Origin of the sequence: Flavobacterium aurantiibacter (assembly GCF_002251775.1) — a bacterium.
GTDB classification, from domain to species: domain Bacteria; phylum Bacteroidota; class Bacteroidia; order Flavobacteriales; family Flavobacteriaceae; genus Flavobacterium; species Flavobacterium aurantiibacter.
The window spans coordinates 1-17,610 of record NZ_NOXX01000204.1; the positions used below are offsets into that span (position 1 = coordinate 1).

Below are 17,610 nucleotides of genomic sequence, written 5' to 3' on the forward strand. Positions count from 1 at the left end.
AAAGTCTTTGCGCCCAGCCTTCGACTAGCTCAGGCACCGACGATATGTGAAGTGATGAATTCATCAAAATCTTAATACTTAATACTCTAATCTTAATACTTCAATCTTAACATCAAAAAAACTGCTTCGCGAACTTTGCGAGAATCTTTGCGCCCTTTGCGGTTAAAGATTCTACGTGCACAAGAACATGTTTTTTGAAGCGCCCAGAATACGCAGAAGTTCACAGAATTTGGTGGAATGTTTCGCCGGTGAGCATAACACAAAACGCTTCAAGCCGATAACATTTGTGCTAAACCTATAAACTAGCTTATTCAAGACCTTTCCGTACGGACGGATCGTAATCCGCAATAGCGATTGGCGCGGAAACCCCACAGCGACGAGGCACGCTTCCGATAGCTATCGGAAGCGAGGAGTTGCAGCAAAAAGCGCGGGCGCCGCTTGCACAAATTGTTTTTGGCGCACGATTGTTGCGGCGCATTGCCCAAAAAAAGAAAATGAAACTGTATAAAAATGAAATTATTCCTCCGTAAATGGGTGTAAAAAGGCGCTTTTCTTTACGCGAATTTAAAAACACAACGGGTATAATGTTACTTTTGTAGAAAATGTGAGTTATGTTAAAAATTGGTGTCCTTGGTGCGGGTCATTTAGGTAAAATTCACCTTAAGCTTTTACAACAATCTGAAAAATACGAACTCGTTGGTTTTTACGACGAAAATCTGGAAAATGGCGCTAAAATTGCCGCTGAATTTGGCTATAAACAGTTCCATACCATAGCAACATTGCTACATGCCGTTGATGTAATCGACATTATAACCCCTACCCTTTCGCATTACAAATGTGCCAAAGTGGCCTTGAAATCAGGCAAGCATATTTTTATTGAAAAACCGATTAGCAATACGGTTGCCGAAGCCGAAGAAATTATTGCCATTGCAGAAGAAATGAAGCTACTCGGCCAAGTAGGACACGTAGAGCGATTTAATCCGGCTTTTCAAGCGGTTCGCGAAAAAATCAATAATCCGATGTTTATTGAAACGCATCGATTGGCTGAGTTCAATCCGCGTGGAACCGATGTACCTGTTGTGCTTGACTTGATGATTCACGATATCGATGTAATTCTAAGCGTTGTGAATTCGAAAGTAAAAGCGGTGCATGCTAGTGGCGTGAGTGTAATTTCGGAAACGCCCGACATTGCGAATGCGCGATTGGAGTTTGAAAACGGTTGTGTAGCAAATTTAACTGCGAGTAGGATTTCGTTGAAAAACATGAGGAAAAGTCGGTTCTTCCAAAAAGACGCTTACATCTCGGTTGATTTTCTCGAAAAGAAATGCGAAGTAGTTAAAATGAAGGATGCGCCTGAAAATCCGGGCGATTTTGACATGATTCTTCAAAATGCGGAAGGCGTGAAAAAGCAAATTTATTTTGAAAATCCCGATGTTAAGCCCAATAACGCCATACTCGACGAGTTGGAAACTTTTGCAGATGCCATTACAAACCAAACGCGCCCAGTGGTGAGTTTGTCGGATGGAACGGAAGCATTGCGAATTGCGTATCAAATAATTGAATCATATTCTAAATAAAATGAAAAAAATTACTGTAATCGGCGCAGGAACTATGGGCAACGGAATTGCACACACCTTCGCTCAAAAAGGCTTTGCCGTAACACTTGTAGATATTTCGGAAGCTGCCTTGGAACGCGGCATGAACACCATTGCAACGAATCTGGATCGGATGGTTGCCAAAGGAAGTATTTCTGAAGCCGACAAAACTGAGACACTTTCTCATTTACAGCCATCGACCGATTTAAAAGCTGCCGCGGAAACGTCTGATTTGATTGTGGAAGCTGCAACTGAAAATCTAGATTTAAAGCTGAAGATATTTAGGCAATTGAGCGAGTTTGCCTCTGAGAATTGCATTTTGGCTACCAATACTTCGTCTATTTCGATTACGCAAATTGCTGCTGTAGTTTCGAATCCCGAACGCGTTATTGGTATGCATTTTATGAATCCGGTTCCGTTGATGAAGTTGGTTGAAATCATTAACGGCTACAATACTTCGGCTGCAACAACACAAACCATTATGTCGCTTTCCGAGCAACTGGGAAAAACACCTGTAGAAGTAAACGACTATCCTGGATTTGTCGCTAATAGAATTTTGATGCCGATGATTAACGAATCTATCGAAACACTTTACAACGGTGTTGCAGGCGTAAGCGAAATTGATACCGTTATGAAATTGGGAATGGCGCATCCGATGGGACCACTGCAATTAGCCGATTTCATTGGATTGGACGTTTGTTTAGCTATTTTACATGTGATGTACGATGGATTCAAAAATCCGAAGTACGCTCCTTGCCCATTGCTTGTAAACATGGTTCGCGCCGGAAAACTAGGCGTTAAATCGGGAGAAGGATTTTATAATTATGCTGCTTCGAAAAAAGCCGAAGTAGTAGCAGATCAATTCAAAAAATAGTCGTTGGCACGCTTCGAACCCATAGCAGTAGCACGACCCGGTGCCGACAAAGTGTCGTTAGTTACCTGCAAATCGTACGACGATTATTCGGCGGCCGAACTTGCAGCACAACTCGATTTTAATCCGTATTCGTTTCTTCACGTGCTAAATCCGGCTTATGTAAACCAGCAGAAAATTGGTTTAGAAAAACGCTTTAAGCTTGTGGCACAGAAGTACGCCGATTTTAAAGCTGATGGTACTTTAATAACCGATCCGGAATCTGCATTTTATTTGTATCGAATTGAATCGAAACACGGCACATTCCAAGGAATTGTGGGTGGTTGCTCTGTGGAAGATTATCGCTCGGGAGTCATCAAACAACACGAAGACACCTTGCAATACCGCGTCGAATTATTTAAAGATTATTTGCATCAAACGCGATTTAATACCGAACCCGTTTTAATTGCGTACGAACAAAGTGCAGCATTTAGCGAAAAACTGGAACAAATTAGTAGTACTGAACCAATTTACCGATTTTCTACACCACAGAAAGATACACATACGCTTTGGAAAATTGCGCAAGCCGAAGTTGTAGCTGAAATTCAACAATATTTCGCTAAGCAAAAGAAATTGTACATCGCAGACGGTCACCACCGTTCTGCCTCTGCCGATTTACTCGAAAAACAGTATGCCAACGAACAGCCGGCCTCTTCCCTATTCTTATCTTTTTTAATTGCCGAACAAGACATAAAAATATTTGAATACAACAGGATCATCCGAGATTTGGCAGGCTTGACTGAGGAAGATTTTCTGCGAGAAATCGAAAAACACTTCTGGGTTACCAACAAAGGAAAAGAACTGTACAAACCGGAACAGAAGTATCATTTTGGAATGTATTTCAAACAATCGTTTTACAAGTTGCAGTTCAAAAATCCGTTTGATCTTCAAACCATAGAAGAAAAGTTAGACGCACATATTTTGTACCGCTATGTACTCAATCCGATATTGAAAATTAGCGACTTACGAAACGACGAACGAATTGACTATATTCCTGGAAAACAATCGATTACAACAATAAAAGAAGTGATTGACGAAGGTGAATATGAAGTAGGATTTTTGTTGTATCCGTCTTCCATCACAGAAATCAAAGAATTAGCTGATCATAACTTTATCATGCCGCCTAAAAGCACGTATTTTGAACCTAAATTCAGAAGCGGATTAATTATTTACGAATTATGACAACTGTACGTGAGAACTTACTGAAAATCAAAGAAAATTTACCTGAATCGGTAACACTTGTGGCTGTTTCAAAAACAAAGCCCAATTCTTTGATTTTAGAAGCGTACGCAGCCGGACAACGTATTTTTGGAGAAAATAAAGTTCAAGAGCTGACACAAAAGGCGCAAGAGCTTCCGAAAGATATCGAGTGGCACATGATCGGACATTTGCAGCGGAATAAAGTGAAACAACTTTTGCCGCACGTTGCCCTGATTCACGGTGTTGATTCGTTGCGATTATATTTGGAAATTGAAAAAGAAGCGAGCAAATTAGGACACGAGATTGCCATTTTGCTTCAAGTGTATATTGCTGGTGAAGAAACGAAATTTGGTTTAGACGAAGCTGAATTGGAAGAAATTCTGAACCTTCCGAAAAGCAACTTCGTTCGCATTCGCGGATTAATGGGAATGGCTTCGTTTACTGAAAATCGTGAAATCATCAGTGCGGAATTTAACCGACTGAACCGATTATATCAGAAATATGCGCTCGTGCACAATTTTGACGTATTGTCTATGGGTATGTCGGGTGATTATCCGATCGCAATTGAAAACGGCAGCACTATGATTCGTGTCGGCAGTGCTATTTTTGGAACCCGATAAAAGTTTGAGAATTTGTACGCAATAGTAGATGTAGAAACCACCGGTGGAAAGTATAATGAAGAGGGAATTACCGAAATTGCCATCTACAAATACGACGGAAATGAGATTGTAGATCATCTCATTAGCTTGGTAAATCCCGAAAAACCGATTCAACCGTTTGTTCAGAAACTTACGGGTATTAACAATGCCATGTTGGTAAATGCGCCGAAATTCTATGAACTTGCCAAACGGATTATCGAAATAACCAATGGCTGTTTTCTGGTGGCGCACAACGCCGAATTCGATTATCGGATGATACGAAACGAATTTTCTCGATTAGGTTACGATTTTTACGCACAAACGATAGATACCGTGCGATTGGCGCAAAAATTACTTCCCAACCAAGAAGCGTATTCTCTCGGTAAACTGGTACGAAGTTTAGGAATTCCGATCGCCGACAGACACCGGGCGTCGGGCGATGCTTTAGCCACGCTGAAACTTTTTAGATACCTGCTCGAACGCGATACCGAACGCGAAATTCTGCAATCGGTTATCAAATCCGAACGTACTAACGAACTTGAACCGCGAATTTTCGATGCCATTCAGAAATGTCCGTCGGCGGTTGGCGTATTTTTCTTTCACGACAAGAACGGACAAATCATTCATGCGGGAAAAAGCAGTAACATTCGCAAGAAAGTAAATCAGTATTTCTTGGGAAAAGAGCCTTGGAATAACTTTTTACGAGAAAACACGTACGAAGTAACGTACGAACGCACCGGATCTGAACTGATTGCCGATTTAAAACTGTTGGAATTTCTAGAAACAACCACTTTAAAGTACGTGCACAAACCAAGAAAATCGCAGCCAGCAAGTTGGTCGTTCAAAATAGAAGATCAAACAATAGTACATACCATTTCTTCGCGCAAGCAAAATCAAGCTGCACAGTATTTTAGCGGAGCATCAGACGCAAATAAATACGTTCGAGCACACTTTTCGCACCTTTTGAATTTCAAAACTCAAATTGTAATAAACGATAAAATCGTGTTTGAAAATGAGGTTGTGCAGTCTGAAGAACAAGATGCAAAATTAGCCGAACTCGAAAAGGCAAATTTGCACAAGCGAGATATTTTAGTGGTTGGGCAAGGTCGCACATATTCCGAAAGAAGTTTTATTCGTTTGAAAAACAACGAGTTATTAGGCTACGGCTTCTTTGATTTGAATTTTCAAATCGCTAATCTGGATAAAATAGAGAAAAATACCGTTCCGTTGATTCACGCACCAGCACGTGTCTTATTAATTCACCGCTTTTTGCGTCGGCAGAAGTTTGCAAAAACTATCGACTTACCTTCATGAAACCAAACGTATATTTTGTAGTTGGTCCGACAGCCATTGGAAAAACAGCGTTCGCTATTTCATTGGCAAAACAACTTCATACAGAAATTATCAGCGCTGATTCTCGGCAATTTTATCGCGATATGTATATCGGCACAGCAGTTCCCAGTATCGATGAATTAGCAGCAGTACCGCATCATTTCATTCAACATAAAAGCATCTTCGACAACTACAGCGTTGGGGATTTTGAAAAAGAAGCACTTGTTAAAATCGACGAACTTTTAAAGGCATTCGGCAGTGCAGTTGTGGTTGGTGGCAGTGGTTTGTATATTGAAGCGCTCATCAAAGGTTTAGATGTATTTCCGGATGTTCCCGATGCTGTGCGCACGGAAGTACGTGATCTATATCAAAATGAAGGACTTTCGGCTATTCAAAATCGACTTCAGCAACTCGACTCGGAATACTATAACGAAGTGGATCTACAAAATCCGCAACGTATTTTGCGCGCGCTGGAAGTGTCGCTTGCCAGCGAAAAGCCGTACTCGTTTTGGCGAAATCAAAATCAAGTGTACAGAAATTTTGAAACTAAGCTACTTGGCTTACGGACCGACCGTTCTCTAATTTACGAACGTATCAACAAGCGCGTAGATATTATGATGGCAGACGGTTTGTTGGAGGAAGCTAAAGATTTATACGAAAACAGAAACTTAAACGCTCTAAATACTGTTGGTTACAAAGAATTATTTCAATGTTTCGACGGAGAAATTTCATTGGAAAACGCCGTTGAAGCGATAAAAATGAATACCCGCCGTTTCGCCAAACGGCAACTCACCTATTTTCAAAACCGCTTGTCGGCTACGTGGTTGGATATCCAGCAGCTTCCTAATATCGAAGTGCTTCTGAAAGAATTGTAAAGTATTCGAAACAAAAAAAGCCGTTTTTAAAAAAAAACGGCTAATCTCTTGGTATTTTTCGATGTTGTTATGCCAACGCTTTATTTTTCACCACTAATCTAAAACCTTCTCCGTGGATGTTGAGGATTTCAACATTCTCATCCGACTTTAGATACTTACGCAATTTCGCGATGTAAACGTCCATACTTCTAGAAGTGAAGTAGTTGTCGTCTCTCCAAATTTTGGTAAGTGCTAATTCTCGCGGCATTAAATCATTTTCGTAAATAGCGAGTAACTTAAGAAGCTCGTTTTCTTTAGGCGAAAGTTTGATTGGCTCTTCGTTTAGGTACGTTAAGAAACGAAGCTTTGCATTCAAATGGAAATTTCCGATTTGGAATTCGAACTTTAATGCTTCGGCCTTTCCTTCAGACGATTTACGTTGCATGATTGCTTTGATTTTCATCAGAAGCACTTCCGAATCAAACGGCTTGTTTAGGTAATCGTCGGCACCTACTTTGTATCCTTTTAATACGTCTTCTTTCATCGATTTTGCAGTCAAGAAAATCAATGGTACATCTTTATTTTTCTCACGAATTTCCTTCGCTAAAGTGTAGCCATCTTTATAAGGCATCATAACGTCTAAAATGCACAAGTCGTATGTATCTTTCTTAAACTTTTCGAAACCTTCCATGCCGTTTTTGGCAAGAGTTACATCAAAGTCGTTTAAGATTAAATAATCTTTCAAAATAGATCCGAAATTTGGATCGTCTTCAACTAGCAATATTTTTTTGTTTTCTGTTTCCATACGTCAATTTATTAACGGTATTTTTAAAATAAATGTACTTCCTTTTCCTTTTTCACTTTCGACTGTAATGCTAACATTATGGTCGTCGGCAATTCGTTTCACGTAGGCTAAGCCTAATCCGTGGCCTTTTACGTTATGAACGTCTCCGGTATGTTCGCGATAGAACTTTTCGAAGATTCGTTTTTGAGAAGCTTTACTCATTCCTGCACCTTGATCGGTGATTTTCACAAGAATAAAATCTTTCAGATTTTCAGTGAAGACATCGATTACTGGCGGCAGCGGAGAATATTTGATCGCATTATCAAGAATATTCACAAACACGTTTGTAAAATGCACGTCGTTTAGTAAGGCAACATCTCTTTGTGCTTCGAAATGTGAACTTACCTTTCCTTCACGATCTTCAATAATTAAACGAACATGCTCCATGGCGTCCTCTAAAATCTCGTGCACAGAGACCGATTCTTTAGAGATGTCGAGCTCGCGTTTTTCTAATTTTGAAATTCTTAGAACGTTTTCAACTTGTGCGTGCATCCGTTTATTTTCCTCGCGAATCATACCCAAGTAACGGCTCATCTTCTCTTCATCAGCCTTTACCTTTGGATTTTTTAACGAATCTAGTGCCAAGTTTATTGTTGCGATTGGCGTTTTAAATTCGTGTGTCATATTATTGATGAAGTCGGTTTTTATTTCCGAAATCTGTCTTTGCTTAATCAATTGATTTAAGGCGCTGCTGTAGGCAATGATAATTAGCAGAGTGAATAAGGCCGACAAAATTGTGATGTTCAACAATTCAGAAAAGAGGAATTTCTTCTTTTCAGGAAAAGTTAGCATCAACTTGTACTTACTTTCGCCTTGACTATTGGTTAAAATTCGCGTAGAAAAAGTCTCGCCTTTGATTTCCTCGAAGTTTTCGCTTTTGATTTTTGTCGCCAATCCATTTTCGTAAACTCCAAACTCAAAAGGAGTTAATACATCTGCATCTCGAAGTTCCTTACTTAGCATTAATCGCAAACGGTCTACAGAAATACGGTCACTCAACGATTTATTTTCGACAATGTCTTTAAAGAAAATTTCGTATTGCGCTTTATCAAGAAGATCAATTTTTCCTGTTTTTGTAACCGTTAACGACGGAGACACATTTTGCTGAAAATCAGCGTTATCTAAAGCAGATCCAGAGTAAACTTGTGTTTTACTTTTTGAGATAAAGTTAGCTGCCATAACTGAATCTCGTTTTTTGTCAAAGAACGATAAATTATAATCTTCTGCCACGATACTGTTGCTGTAAACAATAGTTTCGTTTGTAAGTTTGTTTTGTTGGACCAAAATAAAGTTGAGCAAATCGCTCTGTTTTGGGCTCGTACCAATACTGTCTTTCAATCGATTGTACTCAGCTAACATGCTGTAGGTTTCTTGTTGTTGAAGGTGTTCTGCAACGTTAGAAATAACCTGATTAACATGATACTTAAACTGTTCGTTGTTGTTTTGAAAGGACGTGTTGATGAGATACGATTGCACTATTATGATGCCTATCATTGACAGACTCATGAAAAAAACTAAAAGCCGAAATAAGTACTTACTCATCACAGCAAAATTAATATTTTAACAATTGTACCTTTTAACCGTTAACCAAACATTAACAAAACGCCCTTTTATTGAGAAAATTGTAAGAATTTATGTATTTTTTCAATCTGACCGTAAAGTTCTGTAAGATTATTATTGTATATTATAAAGCTGCTTTGAGAAAGTCTTATATCGTCTGAGGTTTGCAGCGCTATTCGGTCTAAAATTTCCTGACGAGACATTTGATCACGACGAATTACGCGTTCAATTCGCGTTTCTTCATCTGCAAGTACTGAAATAATATAATCGAAATCACCTTGCCGATTATTTTCGAATGCAAGAGCCATTTCGTTAATTGTATACGAAGCCGATTGGTTTCTGTCACAAAACAATCGGTATTGGTCTGCAACTGCAGGATGAATAACGGCTTCAACCTGTTTTTTCAATATAGGATTTGTAAACAAATGGCTTTTTAGGTAAGATAAGTCTACTTTGCCCTCAATTATTATAGGAGCTGTGACTTCTTGCGAGAGCTTTAAAATTACGTTTGGTTCGAAATACTGTGCTTTTGCAACCTGATCGGCATAAAAAACGGGCACACCAAAACTTTCAAAAATTTTGGCTACAGTCGATTTTCCGCTTCCGATACCACCTGTTAGCACAACTTTTTTCATTTAAAAAATAATTTAGGGAAGAGTTCTTGCGGTTCTTTCTTTGAAAACAGTAAAATTAACGTTGTTTCTAAAAAGTGAATTCCATAGCCAAACATCATAATATATAAAGCTTTTACAGCTAAGAATCCGATAACTAGGCTTCGATATTTTATTATAGCGGATAGAAGTACAAGCAAGGAGTAAACAAATAATAAAAAAATAGGTATTGTACTTAATAGTGAAATTAGTACAGAAAAACAGGTATAAACAACGAATAGTGTTGGTAACCAAAAGGTTGGTTTTGCGTATTCCGGATACCACTTATTTAAAATAGCTCTTGTAGCTCCGAATTTAGAAACCTGCAGGTGAAATTTATCTAAGTCGACGCGCCTTTTGTGACAAACTTTTGCCGTAGGAATTAGCTTTGTTTTAAATCCTAATTTCCAAAGACGAAACACTAGCTCAGGATCTTCACCTGGATGTATTTTAGCAAAACCGTCTGTAGCAAGAAATGCTTCCCGCGAAAGTCCCATATTAAAACTTCGAGGTTGAAACTTAATTATCTTCTCGGACCCACCGCGGATACCACCTGTAGTAACGGGAGCAGTCATAACAAAATCGATTGCTTTCTGGACTTTAGAAAACGATTGGTCAGCATCATCTGGACCTCCGAAACAATCGACGTACTCTTCTTTTAAAGATTTAGAAACTGTAGTTAGATAATCCTTTGGAATGATACAATCTGAATCAAAAATCAAGAAGTAATTACCTGTTGCATTCCGCATTCCGTAATTTCGGCTATCGCCCGGGCCAGAATTTGCTTTCTTTACATACTTGAGATTTAATTTCTCGAGAAAAGGATGAACCACGTTACTAAGATCTACACTTGAACCGTCGTCAATTACAAGAACTTCAAAAGGTTCCTTAAAACTGGTTTTTGCGATGCTATCTAAAAACTCGAATAATTCGTCTTGACGGTTATAAACGGGAACTATAATTGAAAAAAAGATATCCATGGTTCAAAGATACGTTGAGTTTAGTGCAAAAAAAATCCCTCAGCGTTAACTGAGGGATTTGATTTTAAAGAAATCAAAAATTAGTTTTTGATAACTTTTACAGTTTTGGTTATGTTATCCGCAGTAACTTTTACGATGTATGAACCTGCGGCAAGAGTAGACATGTTTATTTTCACATCGGTTCCGTTTGCAGATTGAGAAAGTACTTGCTGACCAACGATATTGAACACAGCAACATTAGTAATGTTGGTGTTGTGTTTCAATGAAAGAATGTCGTTAACAGGGTTTGGATAAACTTGTAAACGTGTTCCTTCAGCAGGATTATTCACACTTAAAGATTCAGATACTGAAAAATCATCAAAAGCAGAATACCAAGGAGCTGAAGAAGGCTGATTAGTACGAATACCGAAGTAGTAAATTCCAGTTGTTTCAGGAGTGAATGTTCTCACAAGTTGCTCGTAAGGTTGAATCGCCAATACGTCATCACCTGCTGGTGAATAAGAATCTCCTAATTGAATGGCATTGGCACTATTTTGTTGTTGTGACACAAATGCATCCATTACCCAACCAGTATACCCATCACCTTGACAGAAGAATGAGAAATCGTAAGAAGTACCTGCAGTTAATTGAAATCCTGGTGTCCAAACGAACTCATTTGTTGCACTCCACTGAATTCTAAGGTATGATGTACCACTGTAAGCTGTATTGTATGTAGTTTCATTTGATATAGAATAATCTCCATTTTCTTCCAACCAACAAGAAGGTACAATTGTACCGTTAGTTAAACCTTCGAAACCTTCAGTCCATGGTAGCTCAGTTGCAGAGCATAGCGTTGTAAAACTAGCAAATGATGACCAACCACTAGTATCAGAAGCTGAACATACACTTCTAATCCATATATAATAGGTTGATAAACCATTTAAATCACTTAGAGAAACCGAAGTAGCACCTGCAGGAATTGTACCTGAAGGTGTAGCAAAATCATCAGGAGTAGCATTATTGTCGGCAATGTAGTATTCATATCCATTTGCTGCAACTGTTACGGGTTCATTAAATACGATTGTTGCGCTGTTTGATGTTACAGAACCTTGTTCTACAGCTAAGCCTGATGGCGCGAAGCAACTAGGGGTCAACTCAACGGTAATATCGTCAAACGCTACGTACCATGGCGCACCGTTTGGCTGATTTACACGAATACCGAAAAAGTACACACCTGTCTCAGTTGGAACAAAAGTATTGCGAACTAGGTTATATGGTTGAATTGAAGCAACATTAGCTGTTCCTGGTACGTTATAAGTATTACCAAATTGCGATGCGGTTGCACTGTTCTGCTCAGCACCCACAAATACATCAACTACCCAACCAGCATATCCATCACCCTGACATTGGAATGTAAAATCATAGCTTGTTCCCGCTTGTAGTTGGAAACCTTTAGTCCATAAAAATTCATTCGATGCTGACCAAGCGTTTCGCACATAGTTTGCACCGGAATATGCAGTATTGTAAGTTGTTGCATTACTTGTAGTCCAATCACCATTTTCTTCTCTCCAACAAGTAGGGTACGAATTTGTACCTACAGTAGCTAAAGAGTCAAAATTCTCAACATAGGGAAATTCTGAAATAGCAACGCATGCAGTTGTGAATGCAAAAGGTTGGCTCCAGTCGCTAAATGAATCCGGACCACAAGCGCTTCTTACAAAAACATAGTACGTAGTTTCCGGCTCTAAACCTGCAAGATCAAAAGTTGTGATTCCATCTCCAACAGACCCTGTTATTGGATCTCCATCAACAGGTGCAGAATTTGTTGAAGAAAGGATGTATTGATAACCATTATTTGGTGCCGAATCTGATTCAACAAAAGTTACTGTTGCCGAATTAGCAGTAAGAGTTCCTGGCGCTACGGCGAGTCCTGAAGGAGGGACACACGATGGCGTCAAATCAACTTTGATATCATCGAATGCTACATACCAAGGAGTATCACTAGGCTGATTTACTCGGATAGCGAAGTAGTATACACCTGTTTCAGTTGGGACAAAAGCATTTCTAACCGAAACATACTGCTGAATTGCAATTGCATTGTTTCCAGGAAGTGTTATTGGTGTTCCGAAAACTGTTGCGTCAGCGATATCGGTATTCGTAGACCATAGTACATCAATAGCCCATCCGCTCCATCCGTCACCTTGAGCAAAGAAGCTTAAATCGTAACTTACATTTGCTTCTAGATTAAGACCTGGAGTCCAAATTACTTCATTTTCTGCATTCCAAGAACAACGTAAATAATTAGCTCCCGAAAAAGCTGTATTGTACGTGGTAGCATTTGTTGTGCTAAACTGAGTTGAGTCAGCCTTCCAGCAAATTGGATAAAGTCCAAAACCTACCTCAGGCATGCTGTCAAAATTTTCCTCAAATGGAACATCAAAAGCCAAACATGGTGTTACGAATATTGGACTTGCCACCCAGCTTGAAAAACTATCTCCGCAATTTCCTCTTACGTAAAATCTGTAAGAACTTGATGGCTCTAAAGCTGTTTCTTGATACTCAGCAACGTCAACGAAAACGCCAGAAACGTCAGCAGTTGGAGCTGGGTCAGCACTTGGAAGCAATAACACTTCCCAAGTTTGATCGTTTTCCCCAGGAGTCCAAGTTAAATCAGCTGTTGAAATCGACACATTTGAAACAATCGGATTTGTCAACAAAGGACATGCAACGATTGCTTGTAAAACTCCAGTGTGACAAGCACTTGTAGACTCACAATTTTCATTATTGGCATAATGAATTTGGATAACATCAACGTTTAGTGCTTCAAGCAAAAGTGGAGAAAAACCAGAAATTAGCACATTGCCTTCAGCATCGGTAACTGTTAAAAAAACAGGGGCCTGACTGCTATTATTAAATGCACTTAAGTTGTAGTTAGAACCTACAATTAAACCGCCAACTACCGAATACTCACTTGTGTAAGCGCAATTGGTAATATTTTGCGGTAACCCTGAATTGTTTGAAACTACTGTGGTAGATGGAAACTGCGTTGTATTAATACATTGCGACCAACCACTAAATAATCCCAAGCAAAGCAGGAATAAGGTTAATGTAATTTTTTTCATTTAGTAAATAATTAAGTTATCGTCGGCTAATTTAGAAATAAATCTTAATTTTTTGCTAAACATTATATAACGATTTAGTGTTTTTTTGTTAATCCCTAGCATTTTTAACTTTTGTTGATTAGAACACAAACAACATAAAACAAAAAAGCCTCGAATTACTTCGAGGCTTAAGCTTAAAATAAAAAATATTTAGTTCTTAACTATTTTAATTGTTTCTAAACCATTTTCTGACTGAACTTTTACCAAATAGGTACCCGTCGTTAATCCTGAAAAGTCGAGTTTAGCCTCCGAATTGTTGACATTTAAGCTAAGTACCTGCTGACCAAGAAGGTTAAATACCGACACATTCGAAATGGTATCTTGATTTGAAATATTCAATACATCTTTGACAGGATTTGGGTACACTGCCGATTTTTGAATACTTCCTTCTCCTACACTTAAAAGCGAAGCATCAAATGCAGAAATTGAAAAAGTACCTACTCCATTATTGTTGTATTCGTAAACACGCAAATATATTGACTCTCCAGGAGTTCTCCCTGTCAAAATTACTTGACTATAAGTGTCCGCAAATCCGGGTGCCCCGTCATCATCGCAGGAAATTTGAGTTAGCGCGTCGCATGTTCCGGTGTACGCAGTTATTACAGTATCCATCCCTGTTTCGCCAGTAGAACTATTGCCAGTTTGGATTGTCACAGAACCAGATGCAGGAACTTCTAATACATACCAAATATCGCCGCCATCATAACCGAAACAAGTTGTTGGTTCAGCTTGCTCTGAATCTGTAGCACCAGCATTCGCAACGTCAACAGGCTGTTCTTCGATAGCACCGCCAACAGTAAGTGAAATTGCATTTTCACATTCATCATTTGCAGGTGGGCAGCTTGCTACCGTAATTGCATCATAAGCATTAAAACAAGTTTCGTCTTGATCATTTGCAACTGTAAATATTACTTCGGTTCCGATTGGATATGGACCAAACTCTAGTTCCCCTAACCCAATAATTGTTTGTGCAGGCGAACCTTGATCATCGGTAACAGTTGCACCGGTAGCCGTTCCAAGAAAATCAACTTCAACAAAAACGAAGAATTCCTCATTTTCTGCGCAATTAGCTTCTGAAACAAACTGTGCTTGCGGTGCTGTACAAGCAGGCGCGCAAACGATGTTGAATGTTTGTGATTTTGCTGTTATAGATTCAGCATCGACTAAAATAAAGTACGAAACTCCTCCAGTCAGAAAGCCGATTTCTGCAGTAGCTGCTGCATTAATATCGTCGATGCATTCCCACCCGTTTGCATCGCAAGTAGCTCCTTCTACAGGTTTAAAAAAATAATCTACGTAACCGCCCGTTGCTGCAGTAACTTGTAATTCGTAAATCCCTGTGATTTCAGGTGTAAAGACGTATAGTTTCTCCTGACCAGGTGTGTCAAAACCACATGCTTCCACATTTAAGGTTCCGTTTCCGGCTGCTAAAGTATACGACACTTCTTCTCCACACGCTTCTATTTCTGTAGCTGCTGAGCAATCTATTGTCGTTGTGAATGTTACAGCGCTTGACCAAGTACTTAATAGGCCTCCGCTGCATACGGCACGAACATAAACGTTATATGTGGTGGTTGCTGTTAAATTTGAAGCTGTATATTGTGCCGTTCCCGAAACAGCAACTCCTGCATCTGCTTCAGTAGGAGCTGGTTCTGATGCTGGAACAACAAATATTTCCCAGTTTGATTGATCTCCTGCATTCCATGTAACTGTTGCTGAAGTACTCGTAACTCCATTTACAGTTAAACCTCCTGGTGTTGCACATGCTTGCTGAATTCCTTCAAAAATGATGTTTGGCACAAATGCCGCAACACCCGTAAAAACATCCGCTCCGTCGGGAACGTCTGTTGGATTCGTGGGATCAATGTTTAAGTCGTCTGAATACGCATAAATCGAACGATTTCCTGTTACTGGTGAATTCCAAAAATCATCGCTAAAGCCATCGAAATCGTCTTGATTTTCCTCCACAGCAACGATTAAGTTATCGGTACCGTTGTAATCAAACGGAACATCGAAATTGATTGTGTACCATCCCGGTGCAGTTACTGGAAAGGCTCCTGAATACACCTGAGTGAACGTTGTAATATCTTCCCAATCAGTTGCGTCGACAAAAGAAGTGCGGTCGGATGTTTTGAGATAAACAACCCATTCTTGACTACTTTCTAAACTTGTTGTACCAGAAAAGTAGTATTGAATCCCTGTAATTTGGCCTGTTGCATTGATCTCAGAAGCTAAATAGATAGACTGAGAATAGCTGAAATTGTAATACGGCTCAATGGGAACGTTTTGCGACTCAATGTTACCCGAGCCAACTTGAACTTGGGCTATACTGCTCCATGCAAACGCGCACAAGAACAATACTGTTAATGTAATTTTTTTCATGCAATTAAAAATTTATTTAGAGAGCGAAGGTAGAGATAATACCGATATCAAAACTCGGCGAGACAGAGTAAACATTGGGTTTTTTCTAAAAATTATCCCAATTAACACTCAATATTTTCACAAAATAGCTGTTACAGGTCTTTTGAACTTAGTAAAATCTATTTCGTAAGGACGTTTTTCGCAAGACGGATTGCAGCCAAGTAGCTGCAGAAGGGCCTAAGCCCGAACTGCACTACTGCGGAAAGCCGGGTGCCGGCAAAAAGAACTTCCACTAAATAGCCGGCACTTGCCCAAAAAAAATCCCTCACAAAGAGGGACTTAATTTATTTGATGCTTGGTACATCGACTAGTTCGTTGGCTTCAGCGTCGTAGTCGACTTCTTTATAGCCAAAACCAAACAGATTTAAGAAATCGTTTCGGTAACCTTCCAAATCTCCGAAGCCTACGAGCGACTCGGTATCCGATTGTTCCCAAAGCTTTGCAATTTCTGCTTGAATTTCGGCATCCATTTCCCAATCGTCTATACGAATACGTCCTTCGGTGTCGGTAGGAACTTCGCCCGATTTAACCAAGCGCTCACTAAACAAACGATACATTTGTTCGATGCAGCCCTCGTGTGTTCCTTTAGATTTCATGAGTTTGTACAACAGCGAAATGTACAGCGGAATTACTGGAATAGCGCTACTAGCTTGGGTTACCAATGCTTTATTGACAGAAATGTACGCTTTTCCGTTGATCGATTTAAGTTGCTCGGTTATCACATCGGCGGTAGCTTCCAAATGATCTTTCGCACGACCAATAGTTCCTTTTCGATAAACGGCTTCGGTTACTTCTGGGCCAATATAGCTGTAGGCCACCGTAACTGCATTTTCCGCCAGAACACCTGCTTCAAGGAGTGCATCCATCCACATTTGCCAGTCCTCGCCGCCCATAACAGTAATGGTATTTTGAATATCATCTTCGGTTGCAGGTTCAATACTTATCGTTGAAACAACTCCGGTGTGGAAATCGACTGTTTTATTCGTGAATGTTTTCCCGATAGGCTTTAACGCGGAACGGTGTAAAACGCCGGTTTTTGGGTGTAAACGTACAGGTGAAGCCAAAGAATACACGACACAATCGACCTGACCAAGATCTTGTTTAATTAAGTCGATTGTTTGTTGTTTGATGGCATCCGAAAATGCATCGCCGTTGATGCTTTTAGCGTAGAGTCCTTTTTGAGCGGCTTCTTCTTCAAATGCTGCTGCATTGTACCAACCGGGCGAAGCTGTTTTGCCTGGTGATGCCGGTTTTTCAAAAAACACTCCTATGGTTGCTGCGCCGGAACCGAAAGCGGCAGTAATTCGTGAAGCCAAGCCAAAGCCAGTACTGGCACCGATGACCAAGACTTTCTTGTAGCTATCGAGTGCAGGTTGTTGCTGTACGTAGTGGATTTGATTTTTAACGTTCTGTCTGCTGCCGTCTGGATGAGCTGTTAAGCAGATAAAGCCGCGCATTCTTGGAGCTATAATCATAATTGTAGTTG

At 39.7% G+C, this 17,610-nt stretch carries 13 protein-coding genes; 6 read left to right on the top strand and 7 right to left on the bottom strand.

Annotation, left to right across the window (positions count from 1 at the left end):
* The first annotated feature begins 611 nt into the window (after window positions 1-611).
* Genes CHX27_RS10080 through miaA form a run of 6 tightly spaced genes read left to right on the top strand, consistent with a single transcriptional unit; the run spans window position 612 to window position 6,550 of the window.
* Complete coding sequence (locus CHX27_RS10080) at window positions 612-1,577, top strand: Gfo/Idh/MocA family protein (protein ID WP_094486653.1); 966 nt, start codon at window positions 612-614, stop codon at window positions 1,575-1,577.
* A 1-nt stretch (window position 1,578) separates the two neighbouring features.
* Window positions 1,579-2,469 carry a 3-hydroxyacyl-CoA dehydrogenase family protein gene (locus CHX27_RS10085; protein WP_094486654.1) on the top strand — a complete coding sequence of 297 codons (891 nt, stop codon included), beginning with the start codon at window positions 1,579-1,581 and terminating at the stop codon, window positions 2,467-2,469.
* Window positions 2,470-2,472: 3 nt separating this feature from the next.
* Window positions 2,473-3,687, top strand: a complete 1,215-nt coding sequence (locus CHX27_RS10090; RefSeq protein ID WP_094486655.1) for a DUF1015 domain-containing protein — start codon at window positions 2,473-2,475, stop codon at window positions 3,685-3,687.
* On the top strand, window positions 3,684-4,325 hold the full coding sequence (locus tag CHX27_RS10095; protein ID WP_094486656.1) for a YggS family pyridoxal phosphate-dependent enzyme: 642 nt from the start codon (window positions 3,684-3,686) through the stop codon (window positions 4,323-4,325). The genes CHX27_RS10090 and CHX27_RS10095 overlap by 4 nt, the downstream gene beginning before the upstream one ends.
* Window positions 4,326-4,337: 12 nt before the next feature.
* Entirely contained in the window at window positions 4,338-5,657 is a 1,320-nt protein-coding gene (locus tag CHX27_RS10100) for an exonuclease domain-containing protein (protein ID WP_094486657.1), read from the top strand.
* Window positions 5,654-6,550, top strand: coding sequence for a tRNA (adenosine(37)-N6)-dimethylallyltransferase MiaA (gene miaA, locus CHX27_RS10105; protein ID WP_094486658.1), 897 nt, complete (start codon window positions 5,654-5,656; stop codon window positions 6,548-6,550). Before CHX27_RS10100 ends, miaA begins: the two co-directional genes overlap by 4 nt.
* 67 nt (window positions 6,551-6,617) lie before the next feature.
* Here the strand turns inward: miaA and CHX27_RS10110 are convergent, their stop codons facing one another.
* The 7 genes from CHX27_RS10110 to fabV form a co-directional block, all read right to left on the bottom strand.
* Complete coding sequence (locus CHX27_RS10110) at window positions 6,618-7,334, bottom strand: response regulator transcription factor (protein ID WP_094486659.1); 717 nt, start codon at window positions 7,332-7,334, stop codon at window positions 6,618-6,620.
* 3 nt (window positions 7,335-7,337) lie between these two features.
* On the bottom strand, window positions 7,338-8,915 hold the full coding sequence (locus CHX27_RS10115) for a sensor histidine kinase (protein WP_094486660.1): 1,578 nt from the start codon (window positions 8,913-8,915) through the stop codon (window positions 7,338-7,340).
* A gap of 68 nt (window positions 8,916-8,983) precedes the next feature.
* Complete coding sequence (gene coaE / locus CHX27_RS10120; RefSeq protein WP_094486661.1) at window positions 8,984-9,568, bottom strand: dephospho-CoA kinase; 585 nt, start codon at window positions 9,566-9,568, stop codon at window positions 8,984-8,986.
* A complete protein-coding gene (locus CHX27_RS10125) occupies window positions 9,565-10,563 on the bottom strand; it encodes a glycosyltransferase (RefSeq protein WP_317048281.1) in 999 nt (332 codons plus the stop codon). The genes coaE and CHX27_RS10125 overlap by 4 nt, the downstream gene beginning before the upstream one ends.
* 80 nt (window positions 10,564-10,643) lie before the next feature.
* Window positions 10,644-13,664: a T9SS type A sorting domain-containing protein gene (locus CHX27_RS10130; RefSeq protein WP_094486662.1), complete on the bottom strand. Its 3,021-nt coding sequence runs from the start codon at window positions 13,662-13,664 to the stop codon at window positions 10,644-10,646.
* Between the two features lie 189 nt (window positions 13,665-13,853).
* Window positions 13,854-16,085, bottom strand: a complete 2,232-nt coding sequence (locus CHX27_RS10135; protein WP_094486663.1) for a T9SS type A sorting domain-containing protein — start codon at window positions 16,083-16,085, stop codon at window positions 13,854-13,856.
* 323 nt (window positions 16,086-16,408) lie between these two features.
* The gene (fabV, locus tag CHX27_RS10140) at window positions 16,409-17,599 is read right to left on the bottom strand and encodes an enoyl-ACP reductase FabV (RefSeq protein ID WP_094486664.1); all 1,191 of its coding nucleotides are present in this window, start codon (window positions 17,597-17,599) and stop codon (window positions 16,409-16,411) included.
* Between the last annotated feature and the right edge of the window lie 11 nt (window positions 17,600-17,610).

Coding starts and splice junctions, on each gene's coding strand:
- CHX27_RS10085 (WP_094486654.1), top strand. CDS start 1,579: ATGAAAAAAATTACTGTAATCGGCGCAGGAACTATGGGCAACGGAATT.
- CHX27_RS10115 (WP_094486660.1), bottom strand. CDS start 8,915: ATGAGTAAGTACTTATTTCGGCTTTTAGTTTTTTTCATGAGTCTGTCA.
- CHX27_RS10125 (WP_317048281.1), bottom strand. CDS start 10,563: ATGGATATCTTTTTTTCAATTATAGTTCCCGTTTATAACCGTCAAGAC.
- CHX27_RS10135 (WP_094486663.1), bottom strand. CDS start 16,085: ATGAAAAAAATTACATTAACAGTATTGTTCTTGTGCGCGTTTGCATGG.
- CHX27_RS10080 (WP_094486653.1), top strand. CDS start 612: ATGTTAAAAATTGGTGTCCTTGGTGCGGGTCATTTAGGTAAAATTCAC.
- CHX27_RS10130 (WP_094486662.1), bottom strand. CDS start 13,664: ATGAAAAAAATTACATTAACCTTATTCCTGCTTTGCTTGGGATTATTT.
- fabV (WP_094486664.1), bottom strand. CDS start 17,599: ATGATTATAGCTCCAAGAATGCGCGGCTTTATCTGCTTAACAGCTCAT.
- miaA (WP_094486658.1), top strand. CDS start 5,654: ATGAAACCAAACGTATATTTTGTAGTTGGTCCGACAGCCATTGGAAAA.
- coaE (WP_094486661.1), bottom strand. CDS start 9,568: ATGAAAAAAGTTGTGCTAACAGGTGGTATCGGAAGCGGAAAATCGACT.
- CHX27_RS10110 (WP_094486659.1), bottom strand. CDS start 7,334: ATGGAAACAGAAAACAAAAAAATATTGCTAGTTGAAGACGATCCAAAT.
- CHX27_RS10095 (WP_094486656.1), top strand. CDS start 3,684: ATGACAACTGTACGTGAGAACTTACTGAAAATCAAAGAAAATTTACCT.